The following is a 17245-nucleotide window of genomic DNA, read 5'->3' as shown; positions in this document are numbered from 1 at the left end:
GTAAGAATAAGGGCTTTGTTAGTTAATTATTATTTTTTTATTTAATGTGTTAGATTCTATTTTTAGCTGAACAATATAGACTCCAGAACTTTGATTATCGATTGAAATTCCTGAAGTTAATTGAGATGGATTTACATTATATTTAGTAAATATTTTTTGTCCTAATGTGTTGTAGATTGTGATTTGCTCAACAGTTTTATCTATGTTTTTTACAAATAGTTTTTTATCAGAATTATTATAATAAATTATTGAATTATCCCATTCTGGTTGATCCACAGATAAACTAGATTGTTCCTGAAACACAATTTTAAATCTATCGTTAAAAGTTCCGGATTCTGAATAAAAAGTATACGCTGTATCTGTTGTTAAATCATGATAAGTATTATTTAACGTATCAAATAAATAAATATCCTGACTGTTAGAAATGTTTACCAGTTCTTTTTTAGAAATGGAATAATTACCTGCATTCTCTGCGATAAAATGTAAATTTATAATTTTCTCTGGTATAATTTGAGCATAAGCTTGTATCACCATTTTTTTATCATTTAATGGTAAATACAAGTCGCTAGCATTAATTTGATAAGCCTTACTATCGTAACCATAATCATATTGATCTGAAGTAAAATCACTAAATCCTAAAACAATTTCTCTACCTAAATTATCTTGGGTTTTAAACAACAACCTAATCATTTGTATTGAATCTTGATTTGCTTCTACTTGATTTGCTTGAGAATTGTTTGTTCTAAAAAAAATAGATTCGCCACTAGTTTCAGTTTTAAAAATTCTCTGATTATTATTAAACTGTAAATCACCAGAACTTTCAACCTCTACCATAAATCCTTGCGCAACTGGTAAATATCTTGTTGGTGTTTTTGTTCCATCTTGCGACCCATTATTTGATCCGTTTAATCCAACAAATTGATAGGCTTGAACAGATGTCATTAAATTTAAAGTAGCATAACCACCTTGATATAAAGCTAAAACATGTGAATTTCCTGCCCATTGTTCCCATAAATAAATCTCACCACTTATAACCGATGCATTATCTGTTATAAATTGATGTGCATCTAAAGCAGATGGATACGGGTTACCTAATAAATATTCTGTTTTACTAACACCACCAACAGATCCAGCACCACCAATATCTGTTGCAGAGATTTGAATTACACCGTTATTTGGCTTTCCTTCAAATACATATTGAAATTCTGTTCCTCCTAATCCTAATCCTTTATGGATATAACCAACACCAGGTAAAACTGGATCTGTTATACTTATATTATTCCAATGAAAATAAGATACACCGTTTTGATATGTATGAGTCCAATAGGTACTTAGTTTACCTATTTCGTCATAACTTGTAGTAAATTCTATTGGTGTTAAAGCAGCATCTTTTAAAAGATCTAAAGTGAAATTAGAATTACTCGAATTGGTTGGAATATTGTTATCTGAAAGTGCTGTGCTTTGTGCATTTCCTATAGGTGATCCCCAATAATTATATCGATAGACATTAGATAGTCCTTCCTGTCTTCTTAATATTTTACCTGTTATACTAGTCACTAAATCACTTGTATTGGTTTGTACTAGTTGAGATTCGTCTACTAAATCTATTGTACCGTTTAACTCTAGATACCAATTATTTGATATTTCATTATCGTTATTTACCAATAATGTATTACCTGTATTTATTATTAATCCAGTATGCGCATGAGAAGTTGTTGTAGTAATGTTGTTATTTATTTGAACAATACTCCAAGGTTGATTTGTAGATACAGATGTAATATCCCAAACATTTCCATGTTGCCATGTTGCTGTATCTGTCCATAATCCATCTTGAACAGTTACATAAGGTAAAGGCGCTGTTTGAAAATATATTTGTTTAATATTGTATAGTTTAGCACCGTTAATTTCATCTATAGCAGTAGTAACTTTATTGTCTGTAATATCATCTTTATAAGCATCCATTTTATAATACTTAAGTAAACTAGATCCTATTGAATTAGTTGATATATCTTTTGGAATAACAGCACCTTGATTAAAGCCTAAACTTTCGTTTAATTCTTGGTAGACTGTTCTTTGCACTTCTAGATTTGTTAAGGCTGTAGAAAAAACTCTTACTTCATCTATTTCTCCATGAAAATAATTGTTATCTATGCTAGAACGCTTTCCTATGGTAAAATTAGAGCTATCTGCTGTAATGCCTCCAGACATAGCACTTGCTTGAAATTCTCCATTAACATACAATACGCTTTGACTAGCATCTGTTGTTATTGCTACATGTGTCCAAATATTATTAGTTATCACAACTGATGAAGAAAGTAAAACAGTACCATTTAATACTAAAGAAACTGTGCCATCTAAATTAACTCTTGCATAAAAATTATCTTGACCAGCAATTACTTGATCGTTAGCTAGCGTATTATTTCCAGTTAATTTTATCCAAGCTGAAATAGTTGCAGATCCAGAAGCGAGTATGTTTAGATCTTGAACATAATCATTTCTACCATCAAAAAACAAGCTATATGAACCATCTAAATCTCTTGGCGACCCAAATATTAAATCTGAAGTATCAAAATTGTCTAACAATCCATCGCCATCTGCATCTGAAGTTCCATCTATAACACCATCATTATTTACATCTAAATATTGATATATAGTTCCAGAAATATCAGATCCATTACTTAGATCATTAGTTGCGTCATGACTATCTATATCTAAATAATCAGGAATTCCATCACCATCAGAATCTTGTGGTAAGTTGTAACTAAAAGTCCCATGGTCATTTTGAGTAGGTCCATCTACATCATCATCATTATCATCTATTTGAGGTAAAATTCCATCACCATCTTGATCGTCTGACATGTTGTTAACAGTTGCATCTTGATAATCACTTCCTTCTGACAATCCATCGCCTGAAACATCAATATCTCCATAACCATCATATTCTACATTATCAAAAATACCGTCATTATCACTATCAAGATCTAAATAATCAGGAGTACCATCACCATCAGTATCTATTGGCACAACAGACTCGTAAGCATCATGTACACCATTACCGTTAACATCTACCCAAGGATTTGATGTATCATTATATACTGTTGCATCAAAATTATCATCTACTAACCCTAATTCTACAACATTAGGAATACCATCGTTATCATTATCTAAATCTACTGTATCTGCAACACCATCTCCATCTAAATCACACAAAGTTTGCTTAACAAAAATATCATCTATTGCTAAATCGTTACCTAAACCACCTAAATTAGCATTACTTAACTCTACTGTAAACTGGCTAAATGTTGTAGTAAAACTTGCTGTAACTTCTACCCAATCTCCAGCAGGACTAGTTGGATTAATTAATCCTGAAGAAGCAGAAGTAATTTCTACACCGTTGGGATCGTATATTCTAATAACAACTTCAGGCTTTTCTCTGGTAGATAATTCGGTAGGATCTATATCATCTCTATCAATATTTAATGCATAAAATCCAAATTGTATAGGAACATTTGGAGTTGCTCCAGTTATTTCTTGACTATAAAAAACACCAGGATCTTCTGTTGCATTAAAAATTGCCATTCTTCCGTTAACATCACCTGGTGTATGATCAAGACCAGCATACCAGTAATCTTCTGCCCAATCGGAAATATCTATATCTATTCCTTCTTGAATATCATTATCGTTAGTTATCGTATAGTGTACAGTATAATCACCATCATTAACACTTGTTGGATTATAAGTCGCTAAACAAGAACCAGCACCATCTTCATAACAATAAGATGTAGTAACTCCTGGATAATTTCCATTAATTTGAATTCTATTTGTTCCTGCTCCAAAGGTTTCATTTAAAAAAACAACATCTGTAGTTAATGCGTTAGAATAAGCTGTACAAGATAAGGTTTCTAGTGTATCTGTTAATCCATCATTATCATCGTCTTGATCAATGTTGTCTGGTACTCCATCTCCATCGGTATCTGGAAATGTTTGAGCGCCTTCACCTTCAACTAAAAATGTGTAAGGATTTTCATCTGGATCATCAGAATAAAGACTAACTACTGTTGAAAACGCTCCAATTGTAGAAGGATTAAAACCTATAGTTAATGTTGTAGATTGTCCAGGCGTTAATGTTGTCAAGGCTGGCGCAGTAATTATAGTAAAATCTGCAGAACCAGTTAGCGCCGCATAAGGAGGTAATAAATTTAAATCTAGTAATCCGTTATTTGAAATTATAAATGTTCTAGAAATTGTACCAGAATTAATATCGTATACACCAAAATCTGTGTTATTGTCTGTAGATGTAATTGTTGAACCAGATGCTACAAAATTACCATTACCAGTAACATCTAAATCTTGAGGTGAAGCAGGATCTAATTGAATATCTATGACATAATCTTCAAATTCTCCTGGTTGTGCTACTTGACCACATGGATCTGCTGGATACCAATACCTTCTTGTTCCAACTCTCATTATTGTAGTTCCAGAAAGCGCAGTAGTAGGTACTGTAAATGTTGCCGGATTAAAAGTGTTATCTGTATTAGAAAGCGAGTTATCTTCTCCATTTGCTAAATTAGGGACGTTATAAGAATCCCAAACTTGTTCATCTGCTGTATTAAAAACACCATCTTGGTTTAAATCGATATAAATAACCCAACCTGATCTGTTCTCTGTAGCTGCTGCATTTGAAACAGACAACTCCATCGTATATGAATTACCTTTATAAAAATCTACAATTGGTGTTACGTTTAAATGAGATCCATAACCAGCATCATCACCAGATGCGTAATTTAAGGTATTAGTTTCTCCTGGTACAAGAACATTGGTTATGTAATGTGTTCCCCAAGATCCAGTAGTTGGTGTACAAGCACCAAAATCTACAGTTATATAAACTGTTGCTGTGTCGCAATCTCCATTAGCATCACAAATTTGATACGTAAAACTATCGTTACCTATAAAATCCAAATTTGGTATATATTCAAAAACTCCATCTGATAATTCGGTAATTGTACCATTAGTTGTGGTGCTTAGTAAGGCATAATCTTCTCCGTCACTTCCATCTGTTCCTATATCGTCATTTAAAGCAACATTAATTTGATTATCTACACCTGAAGTACTGTTTTTAATCACATTTAATTCATCATTAGAAGCAAAAGGATCAGGTGATGCTAAAATATTAACCGTGTAATCTTCTGTTTCTCCAAAGTTAGATGTATCGTTAGCACAAGAGCCTGGTTCGTACCAACTAACCATATTAATTCTTAATCTTAAATTAGTTAATGTAGCGTGGCTTGGCACTGTGAAGCTAAATGATACTGTATTGTTAGTTGAAGTTCCAAAAGACCAGATTTGTTCATCTACATCATCAAAATCGTTATCATTATTATAATCTATCCAAACACCATAACCTGCAGCTCTCCAATTATCTACTCTAGCGGTATGTATATTCATCGTGTAAGTACTACCAACAACCAAATCTGTAGATTGCGCTGTAAAATCTGAATAGCTATTTGTAGGACTAACGTAAGTAGATACGTTATTGATAGTATTAATCTCTACTTGACTGATATAGTGTTGTGATGGATCACCAAATGTAGGTGTACAGTATTGAGCGTGTAAATTATAGAAAAAACCAGATACAAAGAATAGTATAAAACATAACGTTTTATGGTTGGTTGGTGTCATATTGATAGCTTTTTTGGGTTTTTTATGTAATTCACATATTAATCTCTAAAAAAGAAATAAAAATGTATATTTACGAAGTAAATTTATAAATGTGTATATCACATTTTTCAATTTAATCGATAAAACGATACAAAAAAACGCTTAAAGACACTTTTTATTTAAAATCTATCTAAATAATAAGCATTTTCTTATCAAAACCGAATACATATTCTACTGAGTTATATAACATTACAAAAAAAGCCTCTAAATGTTAGAGGCTTTTTTATTATTTGATAACTGTTATTGCTTATTTAACTATTATCTTTTTGTCTATACTTGTATTATTATTTAATTGAATTGATACAATATAAACACCTGTACTTATACCATTTATAGCTAATCCATTAGCTAATTGATGTGTTGTTACACTACTATTTTTATACATCACTTGTCCTAACGTGTTGTATATAACTAATGTTTTTACTTCTTCTTTTAACTCTTTTACATATAACGATTGTTGTGTTGTATTATAATACAATGTTATTTGATCCAATTCTACATCTTCTGTAGATAATGTTTGATTGGTTTGAAATACAACATCAAAACGATCGTTAAAAGTTCCTGCTACAGATGTGAAATTATAATCTAAACCTGATTTTAAATCGTGATAAGTCCCATTTAAATTATCCAATAAATAAACTGATTGATCCATTGGTATATTATCAAAACTTGTTGCTTTTATTGTGTAAGTACTGTTTCCGTCTGATTTAAAGTTTAAGTCTATCACCTTATCTGATGTGATTGGTGAAAAGGCTTGTATGTTTGATTGTTGGTTATCTAATGGCATTGTTAAATCATTAACAAAAGTCTCTGTCGCTATAGCATCATAACCATAATCAAATGCATCTGAAGTTTGATCACTAAATCCTAAAACAATCTCTCTACCTAATCCATTGGTATTGGTAAACTCTAATTTTATTTTTTGAAACGCTACTTCTGGCGCTGCACTTGTTACTGCTGTATTGTTTTGTCTAAAAAATACTGACTCGCCTGCTGCTTCGGTTTTAAATATACGTTGTCCATTATTAAACTCTATAGCGCCTGTTCCTGTAACTTCTACCATAAAACTTTGTGCTACTGGTATGTATCTTGTTGGTGTTTTTATTCCTCCTTGTGATCCTACTGCATTATTATCTATTCCTATAAATTGATAAGCTCTTACTTTACCTAATTTATTTAAAGTCGCATATCCTCCTTGATACTCGGCTAACACATGTGAATCGCCTGCCCATTGTTCCCATAAATACAATGATCCTGATATAACGCCTGCATTATCGTCTATAAATTGATGAGCATCTATTGCAGATGCATATGGATTTCCTACTAAATATTCGGTCTTTGTACTTCCTGCATCTGATCCTGCTCCGCCTACATCATTTGCTGATAATTGGATGGTTCCGTTGTTTGGCTTTCCTTCAAATATATAAGAATCTAAAGTTCCTCCACCTTTTTGCGTGTATCCTAATCCTGTTGTTATTGGTGTGTTTTGATCAAAACCTTGCCAATTCCAATAACTTGTAGCGTTTTGATAGGTATATAACCAATATGTACTTATGCTTCCGTCTTGATGGTAACCATTTGTAAAAGACACTAAGTTTCCGTTTGCATCTTTTAATGTATTTAATGTAAAGGCTGTATTGTTTGGATTATTTGTTGATGTGTTTTCATCTATTAATGTAGTTGCTGTTGGCGCTCCAACTGGAGAACTCCAATAATTATATCTGTACACATTACTTTGTCCTTCTTGACGTCGCAATATTTTTCCTGTTGCTGATGTTACTAAATCACTTGTTAATCCTTGAACTAATTGTGAATCGTTTTGTAAATCTAATGTCCCATTTAACTCTAAATACCACGTGTTGTTAATTTGATTATCTCCGCTAACAGTAAGTGTTTTATTATTATCGATAAACAACCCTAAATTTGTTACTGAATTTGCAGTAATTACATTATTTTTTATCGAAACAATACTCCAATCTTTTATTTGATTATTCGTTGTAATATCCCAAACATTTCCATGTAACCACGTATTTGACATTGTCCATTCTCCTGCTTGTCTAGTTTGATATGGTAATGGTGCTGTTTGTAAGTAAATATCTTTAATATTATACATTTTTGCACCAACAAATTGATCTATCGCAATAGTAACTTTGTTATCTAAAATATCATCTTTATAAGCATCCATTTTATAATAACGAATTAATGAAGAATTAAAAGTAGCCGAAATTTCTTTAGGTATAATTTTACCTGAATTAAAGCCTTGATTTTCATCTAATTCTTGATAAACCATTTTTTGTAATTGATCTACGGTAACAGCTTCATTAAATAATCTTACCTCATCAATTTCACCTTTAAAATAATTACTATCTGTATTAGAAGCTCTACCAATTGTAAAACTTGAAGTGTCGTTTAACAAATTACCTATTACACTTGTGTTTTCATTTACAACTTCTCCATTAATTAAAATTGAAAGATTTCCATTTAAACCATCGTAAATTGCAGCAACATGAACCCAAATATCAGATTCTACCGAAACTCCAGAATTGTAAGTATTTGCATTAACTTTTGTACTTATATTACCATTAGATTCTACTTCTAATCTAAAGTTATCTTGTCCTACAATTACTCTTTTACCAACAGATGAAGGTTCTATTTTTATCCAAGCCATTAACGATGCACTTGTCCAATTATTAATAACTGCATCTTCTTCTACATAGTCATTACGTCCATCAAAATATAAAGCGTAAGAGTTATCTAAATCTCTAGGTGATCCATATCCATTATCGTTTGTATCAAAAACATCTAAAAGTCCATCATTATCAGCATCTGCCACACCATCTATTTGTCCATCATTATTAGTATCTAAATGAGAATAAACAAACATTTCTATATCATTTACACCATCGTTATTACTATCTACATCTAAATAATCCGGTATGTTATCACCGTCTGTATCTAATGCATCTGGATAACCAGAATTACCATGATCAAACTCGTCTGCATCATCATCATTAGTATCAACTATTGCTAGTAATCCATCACCATCTGAAGTGTCATTACTTACACCAGAATAAGAATCGTCTCCTTCTCCAACGCCATCACCATTTACATCTATATCTCCAAAACCGTCAAACTCTACTGCATCAAAAATTCCGTCGTTATCAGAATCTAAGTCCATAAAATTAGGAATTCCATCGCCATCTGTATCTATTTGCGTTGCGCCACCTTCGTAAGCATCGTGTACTCCATTTCCGTTTGCATCTACCCAACCATCTCCAAATAATGTAGCGTCTTTGTCTCCATCTGATAAGCCAAGTTCTACGATATTTGGTATTCCATCATTATCGTTATCTAAATCTACGCTATCTGGCACACCATCGCCATCTAAATCACATAAGATTTGTTTTACATAAATATCATCTATTGCAAGGTCATTCCCGTCTCCACCATCTTGATCATTAATTAACTGAATAGTAAATTGTGATGATGTAGATACAAAAGTAGTTTCTAAAGTTATCCAATCTCCTGCAGGATTAGAAGCATCTGTAGGCTCTATTAACCCTGAAGATTCTAATGCTATTAATGATCCATTTGGATCGTAAACAGCAATTGCTACTTGTGGTTTTTTCTTATTAGCAATATTTGGATGATCTGTTCTCATTAAATTTATTACAGAAAATCCATAGGTTACTTCTACTCCTGGAGTTACACCATTAATAGTTGCTTGATAAAAAATACCTGGATCGTAATCTGCATTAACAATTAACATTCTACCAGGTTCTGCACCATCTATATTATCTGGTGTGTGATCTAATCCAACATACCAATCGCTATCTGCCCAAGATGCTACATCACCATAAGGTGTTTGATTTATTCCATCTCCGTTAGAAGTTTGATAGTATAGTGTGTAAGATCCATCATTTAAATTATTTGATCCGCCACAAGTTGCTGTTCCATCTTCAAAACAATACGTTGTAGAAGCACCAGCATTTACTTCACTAATTGTTGCTCTATCGTAACCTGTACCAAAGGTTTCATTTAAGAATATAGTTTCTACTTGTGTTGCATAACTGTAAGTTTTACAAGTATTATCTTCGGTTGAATCTAAAATACCATCATTATCATCATCTAAATCTACATTATCTGGTACACCATCACCATCTGTGTCTGGGAAAGTTTTTACAGCTTCACCTTGAATTAAAAAGGTATAATCTTCTTCTGTTTCTCCGTAATCTACATCATCATTTAAAATTCTTACCGTAGCTGTTTTTGTTCCAACAGTTACAGGATCAAAAGTGATTGTAAAGGTTGTAGATTCTCCAATTGCTAAGTACGAAATTGAAGGTTGAGTAATTGTAAAATCACCAGTATTGTTAATAAAAGTAACTAATGGGTTACCTGTTAAAGTTAAAGGATCTGCACCGTTATTAGTAATTTTATAAGTCTTTACCATTGGCACTTCATAGACATCATACTCTCCAAAATCTGTATTGTTATTTGGATCTAACTCTGCTACTCCAGCACCATCAACAATTAAAGTTCCGTTTCCTGTCACATCAATTTCTTGAGGTGAATCTGGTCTAATTTGTAAGTCTAAAGTATAATCTTCAAATTCTCCTCTACTTCCATTCCAGTTATCGTCATTACACGGATTATCTGGCACACCATTTTGTCTTACAGCTACACGCATTCTTGTTAATCCTGTAACTGCAAAAGAAGGAATAAAAATTGATGGGTTATGCGCTTGAAACTGACCTACATTGCTTAAGTTTCCGTTATTATTCCAGACCATTTCTCCAGCATCTTCAAAATCTCCATCACCATTAAAATCAATCCAAATAGCATGTCCGATATTATAATAATTTCTATTCCAAAAAGTAATATTAAACGGATGACTTTCATTTTTGTATAAAACTGTAGATAAATGTGTATTGTCATCATATCCTCCTGGTTCTCTACCTTCTGTATTATTTATAGTACCAACGTTTACTGTTCTTACATAAACTCTGTTACTATTATTTCCTACAGAAGGTGTACAATAACTATGTCCTAAAGTTGTAAAATTATCTATTGAAGTACTTATAGTTGATGATCCACAATTTGCATTAATTTGAAAATTGTAATCTGTTAATTGATCTAAACCTGTTAATATAACTGTATTATCTGTAGTCACTACAGATTGCCAATTTATTAATCCGTCTTTTTTGTATAAAACCTCATAAGAGTCAACACCTGTTTGTTGATCCCAAGTTATTGTTGCTGTGTCTGGACCAATATTACTAACGGTAACATTATTTGGCGCAGTTAAACTATTAATAGTTATGGATTGCACTGAAGTATCACTATTACCACTTACAGAGTCATAATACAACCATGTAATTGTATAATTACCAGGCGAATTAAATGATGTTGCATCTGTAGTAGTTGGTGTTATAGTATTACATTGATAGCTAATATCTGCTGGTGTTGGCGCATCATAAGAACAGTAAGCGCTTACGCTAGGTAAGTTAGGAGCAATTAAAGGACCATTATAACTATTTACTGTCACTGTTGTTGTACACGTGCTTGTTTGAGTACCATCATCTACTGTTAAGGTAATAACATTTGGTCCTAAATCATCACAAGTAAACTCTGATTTATCAATTGATAAAGTCATTGTTCCAACAGAAACACTAGATCCATTATCTATATCTGCTGCTGTGATAGTTGCTGTATCATTTTGATCTAATGAAATTGAAAAATCTCCTTGACAATTTGCTATTGGTGCAGCTGTTGTAGGATCTCCTGATAAAATAACATCGTCTATATAATAATTATCATTACCATTTGCACCATTTTTAAAGTCTGAACTTATCGTAGCTCTAAATGCTGTTGCAGTATCTGGTATTGAAACAACAAAAGGGTTTGGAGTAGGAAAGTTTGTATTAAACATTCTTATATCTGGTTCTACCTGATAACCAAAAACATCTATAGGATTTTCACCTTCTACTAAAATTACTGTTGTATCTACCCAATTACCACCATCTAAATAAGAATATTCTAAAACTAAATCTTCGTTATTGTCAGGATCACCTAAAGATTGATATGCAATAGAAAAAGTAACATTCACATAATTTGTGATGTTTTTTTCTACGAACTCTATAGTAGGCTCATCATTCCAATAATTTTTTAATTCTAAACAATATAAATCTGAAGCTGGATTGGTAATATCTGTATTTACAACTCTTATAATACCTTCAGATGTAGAAGCAGTATAATCCCAATTATCTGTTCCAACATGCGTAGTTATGGTTTGACTTGATGGTGCAAAAACCTCATCTTTATCTGCAACTGTATATTGGTAATTTGGATTACCATTATTAAATCGCTGACTAGCAATTTCAACTTGTGCAACAATTACATTACATCCTAATAATAGGATTAATAAGGTTAGTAACTTAGCATATTTAGCTATGCTTAAATGTAGAGTTAATTTCATCAATAGGACTTTAAAGGTTTAGGGCTTAGTGTAAAACCGGCTGCAAAATTAAGTCCCAAAACAGCTTTTAAAGATTTTGGATGTTGTGGTAAAAACCGTAATAGATAAAATGCAAATATATCCGTTAAAGTGTAAAGCTAATGATTATAGACTCTTATAAATGAAGCTTTTAATGCACATTGAATACTAATTCGGTTAAAAAATAAAGCTTAAGTAAAATTTGCTTAAATTTTTTAAAATAAGATAGAAACAAGATCTTCTATATTAGAAATTAATTGAATTTTAATTCCTTTAGGTTGAATAGTAATTTTATTAAATTTTGAAACAAATATTGTTGAAAATCCTAGCTTTTCAGCTTCAAGAATTCTTTGCTCAACACGTTGTACAGGTCTAATTTCTCCAGATAAACCTACTTCGGCAGCAAAACAAAAATTGGTTTGTAGTGCATCGTCTTCATTGGAAGACAGAATTGCAGCAACCACAGCTAAATCTATTGCTGGATCGTCTACATTAATACCACCAGTTATATTTAAAAATACATCTTTTGCGCCTAATCTAAATCCAGCTCTTTTTTCTAAAACAGCTAAAAGCATATTTAAACGTTTAGCATTAAATCCTGTTGCGCTTCTTTGTGGTGTACCATAAACTGCAGTACTTACCAGTGCTTGTACTTCTATCATTAAAGGACGCATACCTTCTAATGTTGCCGCGACAGCATTACCTGATAAATCGTTATCTTTTTTAGATATTAGTATTTCGCTTGGATTAGATACTTCTCGCAATCCAGAACCTTGCATTTCGTAAATACCAATTTCGTTAGTAGATCCAAATCTATTTTTATTGGCTCTTAAAATTCTAAAAACATGGTTACGGTCTCCTTCAAATTGCAAAACCGTATCTACCATATGTTCTAAAATTTTAGGACCTGCAATTTGACCATCTTTAGTAATATGACCAATTATGATTACAGGTGTATTTGTTTCTTTTGCAAACTTTATAAGCTCTGTTGTGCATTCTTTAATTTGAGAAATACTTCCACTAGAACTCTCTACATAATCGCTGTGCAAGGTTTGGATAGAATCTACAATTACAATATCTGGATTTACAGACTCTATTTGTTTGAAAATATTTTGAGTTTTTGTTTCGGTAAGTATATAACAGCTATCATTATCTGGATAGATACGCTGCGCTCTCATCTTTATTTGCTTTTGACTTTCTTCTCCAGAAACATATAAAGTTTTATAAGGTAAGTGTAAAGATATTTGTAGTAGCAATGTACTTTTACCTATTCCTGGTTCACCGCCTAATAAGGTTAGTGATCCTGGCACAATGCCGCCACCAAGAACACGGTTAAACTCTGCATCTTTAGTATCTAGCCTAGCTTCTTTAGAGTCGTCTATTTGATTTAACTTTAATGGCTTAGAAACTCTTTTGGTCGTGTTAGAAGATGGTAATTTCCAGTCGTTTTTTTCTGGTTTTTGGACTACTTCTTCTACAATTGTATTCCACTCTTTGCAAGAGGTACATTGTCCTTGCCATTTAGAAAATTGTGTGCCGCAATTTTGACAAAAAAATGTTGTTTTTACTTTAGCCATATTGGTATTTTAAGCTATTAATAGCCAAAATCTGCTTTTATTTGCTCTGCTAATTCTAATACTTGATCTTTTGTTATGCCTCCAATTTCTTCTAAAATATATGCAGATTGGTAGGTTTTCATTGCTTTTTTAGGTTTACCTGTTTCTTCGTAAAAACGTCCTAAATAATAATGACCTAATAAAGTTTCTGGATATTCTTTACGTGCAAGATTACCTAAATCTTCAAAATACTCGTATTTTTCTTTTTTCTTTATAGATGCTTCTATAGCTTTAAAGTCGTTAATTAAAATAGGCTTTTTAATTCCAAATAAAGTCTCTATGGTTTGGTACTTTTCTTTAAGGTAGTCTACTGGATTAGTGTCTAGATTGAGGATTGTTGTTCTATATTCTTCTAAACTAATTGGTTGAAAAACTAAAAATATCTTTTGAAGTGCTTTCGGAATTGCTTGAGCTGGTAACGAGTAATGTGTTGCATCTGTAAAGGTTTCGAAAGTTTTTAAAAGATTGTCATTCTCTATTCCTTTCAAACTTGTTGCAAGTGCATCTACACTTGATTTTATATTTTTTTTATCGTTTTCTGAAGTTGCTAAATAATAAAATGTTTTTTGTTCTACTTTTGCTAATTTTTCGGTTAAATAACTATTCATATCTGGCGCTAAATCTGGACTTATACTTATATAAGCTTGAAAAAGTGGTTCTCCTTTTAATAAATAATAGTTAATATAGTTTGCTGTTAAACCATGTCCTACTGCTACTTTAAAGTTTTCTGTTCTAAAGCTTTTATTAATAAATGGAACTAACTCCATACTAACAAACTCGAAAAAAGCAGCTCCAGTTTCTGTTGGTAACGAATTTTGATCGCTGTAATAGCAATCTTCGTTTCTTTTTTGATATTGATTAATTCCTACTACAATTGCTTCTGGCATGTCTTCCCAATAGGCAGCATAATCTACATTGCCTGCGACGATTTCAAATAAATAATCGCCGTCAAATACTATCACTACTGGATATTTTTTATCTGAAGTGTCATAATTACGAGGCACTTGTATTTTTAACTGACGTGATTCTCCTAATTTTTCAGAATTTATTTCTTTATATAAGGTTTGTGCTGCAAGATGATTAAAAGCAATTAACGTAATTAGCAATAATAGAAAACGTTTCATAAGTCAATAGATTTAGTTTAGTGCAATGTACAAATTATTTGTTTCGGTTAAAAAACGGAAGGTATAATAAAGATAATCCTCCTAAAACAAATATTAATACAGTTTGTGATGTCCACATAATCCAACCAAATGCACGACTTGGATCTTCTGGAAGGGCAAATAATGTAAATGCAATTACGATTGCTTCTGGATACGATCCTATTCCTCCATTGGTTGCTGCAATACTAAATGTTGCAAGAATAAAACCCACTAAAACAGCTCCAAAACTTACGTTGCCTAAATCTTTTATTGCAAATGTTGTTACATAAAACATTAAAACGTACATGATCCATATAAAAAGTGTGTGAAATATAAATGCCCACTTTTTTTTCATTTTAAAAATACTTAACGCGCCTTCTATTAGTCCTTTTATAAAATCTTTAATTTTTACTGCAATTTTAGATTGGCTTTTTTTAATCATAACAATAGCTGTTATCGCTATTATTACGACAATTAATAACGCTGTAAGAATTTTTATTAGATTAAACTTTTGAAGAAAAAAATTAAAAATAAATTCAAATTGTATAACCAAAGTTAATGCTATAATAAAAAGCATTACTATAAAATCGGCAACGCGCTCTGCGACTATTGTACCAAATCCTTTTTGAAATGGAACATTTTCATAATTAGTTAATATGGTTGCTCTTGCAACTTCTCCTGCTCGCGGAATTGTGTAGTTTATTAGATAGGCTGCAAAAACAGCCATTATGCTATTACCTAATTTTACTTTATAACCCATTGGCTCTAACATAAACAACCAACGGTAAGCTCTTGATAAATGACTTAATAAACCAAAGATTACACCTAATAATATATACCAATAATTGGCTTCTTTAAAATGCTGTAATAAACCTGTTAGAGATATTTTTGATAAAGAATACCATATTAAAAAAACTCCCAATAAAATTGGGAGCATTATTTTTAATATTTTAACTATTGGTCTTTTAGACATTTATTTTAAAAGGTTTGTAGCTTCATCAGGAAACACCAAAGATGGTTTAAACACTTTTGCTTCTTCTATATCCATAAATGCGTAAGTGATTAAAATAAGCACATCTCCTGGAGATACTAATCTTGCAGCAGCACCATTTAAGGTAATCTCTCCGCTATTTCTTGGTCCAGGAATCGCATAAGTTTCTAATCGTGCACCATTGTTATTATTTACAATTTGAACTTTTTCACCTTGAATAATATTTGCAGCATCCATTAGATCTTCGTCTATAGTAATACTACCAATATAGTTTAAGTCTGCTCCTGTTACTTTAACGCGATGTATTTTTGATTTTACGACTTGTATTTGCATTGGGCAAAGATAATTAATTTAAAGCTATATTATCAATTAATCGGATTTCTCCTGCATAAACTGCAATAAAAGCTCTGTAGGTTTTATATTTAGATTTACGTTGTACGGTTTTTAAGGTATTAGCATCTGCAATTGTAAAATACTCTAATTGTAATAAGGTATGATTTGCAAATTGCTGTTCTACCCATTTAGTAACTTGATTAGCACTTTTTGTGCCAAACTTTTCTTTGGCAGTTAATAAAGTTTTATAAATAAATGGTGCCGCATTTTTATGTGCTTTGGTTAACCTAGTGTTTCTAGAACTCATTGCCAAACCATTTTCTTCGCGATGGATTTTACATCCTACTACATTTACGCCTAAATTATGTTTAGAAACTAACTTTTTAATTATTGCTAACTGCTGGAAATCTTTCTCTCCAAAATAGGCATTATCTGGTGTAACAATTTCAAATAGTTTTTTTACTATAGTACCAACGCCATCAAAATGTCCTTCTCTAAACTTACCTTCCATTTGGTGCTCTAAACCATCAAAGCTAAATTTTGTTGATGTTACTTTATCATCATAAATATCATTTACACTTGGCGCATAAATAATTATGTCTTTAGATAAAGTTTTTAATAATGCAACATCTTGCTCTAAAGTTCTTGGATATTTTTCTAAGTCTGACGGATTATCAAACTGTGTAGGATTAACAAAAATACTAACTATAACGTATTGATTATTAGACATTGCTTGTTCTACAAGACTTAAATGTCCTTTGTGTAATGCGCCCATAGTAGGTACAAAACCAATGGTATGCTTTTGGCTTCTTATAGACGAAATTTTATCTTTTAATTCGTTTTTATTTGTAAATACAATCATTATTTAGTATTTATTAACGCATGCAAACTTAATATTTTAGTGGCAATCTGCATAAAATTTTGTACTTTTGCGTGTTTTTTATTTTTA

At 31.7% G+C, this 17245-nt stretch carries 7 protein-coding genes; all 7 read right to left on the bottom strand.

Going from position 1 to position 17245, the window contains the following annotated elements; genetic code table 11:
• Nucleotides 1-18: 18 nt before the first annotated feature.
• Complete coding sequence (locus IFB02_RS06695) at nt 19-5679, bottom strand: GEVED domain-containing protein (RefSeq protein ID WP_106687510.1); 5661 nt, start codon at nt 5677-5679, stop codon at nt 19-21.
• Between the two features lie 286 nt (nt 5680-5965).
• On the bottom strand, nt 5966-12196 hold the full coding sequence (locus IFB02_RS06690; protein ID WP_191073155.1) for a LamG-like jellyroll fold domain-containing protein: 6231 nt from the start codon (nt 12194-12196) through the stop codon (nt 5966-5968).
• Between the two features lie 233 nt (nt 12197-12429).
• The gene (gene radA / locus IFB02_RS06685; RefSeq protein WP_106687512.1) at nt 12430-13791 is read right to left on the bottom strand and encodes a DNA repair protein RadA; all 1362 of its coding nucleotides are present in this window, start codon (nt 13789-13791) and stop codon (nt 12430-12432) included.
• A gap of 17 nt (nt 13792-13808) precedes the next feature.
• The gene (locus IFB02_RS06680) at nt 13809-14954 is read right to left on the bottom strand and encodes an alpha/beta hydrolase (RefSeq protein ID WP_191073154.1); all 1146 of its coding nucleotides are present in this window, start codon (nt 14952-14954) and stop codon (nt 13809-13811) included.
• A gap of 34 nt (nt 14955-14988) precedes the next feature.
• Complete coding sequence (locus IFB02_RS06675; protein WP_262891937.1) at nt 14989-15909, bottom strand: lysylphosphatidylglycerol synthase transmembrane domain-containing protein; 921 nt, start codon at nt 15907-15909, stop codon at nt 14989-14991.
• A gap of 36 nt (nt 15910-15945) precedes the next feature.
• Entirely contained in the window at nt 15946-16296 is a 351-nt protein-coding gene (gene panD, locus IFB02_RS06670; protein WP_027879612.1) for an aspartate 1-decarboxylase, read from the bottom strand.
• Nucleotides 16297-16309: 13 nt separating this feature from the next.
• On the bottom strand, nt 16310-17158 hold the full coding sequence (gene panC, locus IFB02_RS06665; protein ID WP_106687515.1) for a pantoate--beta-alanine ligase: 849 nt from the start codon (nt 17156-17158) through the stop codon (nt 16310-16312).
• Nucleotides 17159-17245: the final 87 nt, after the last annotated feature.

Origin of the sequence: Mesoflavibacter profundi (genome assembly GCF_014764305.1) — a bacterium.
Classification (GTDB): Bacteria; Bacteroidota; Bacteroidia; order Flavobacteriales; family Flavobacteriaceae; genus Mesoflavibacter; species Mesoflavibacter profundi.
Note: the sequence above shows the minus strand (reverse complement) of the source record. Positions and strands in the feature narration are given on the sequence as shown.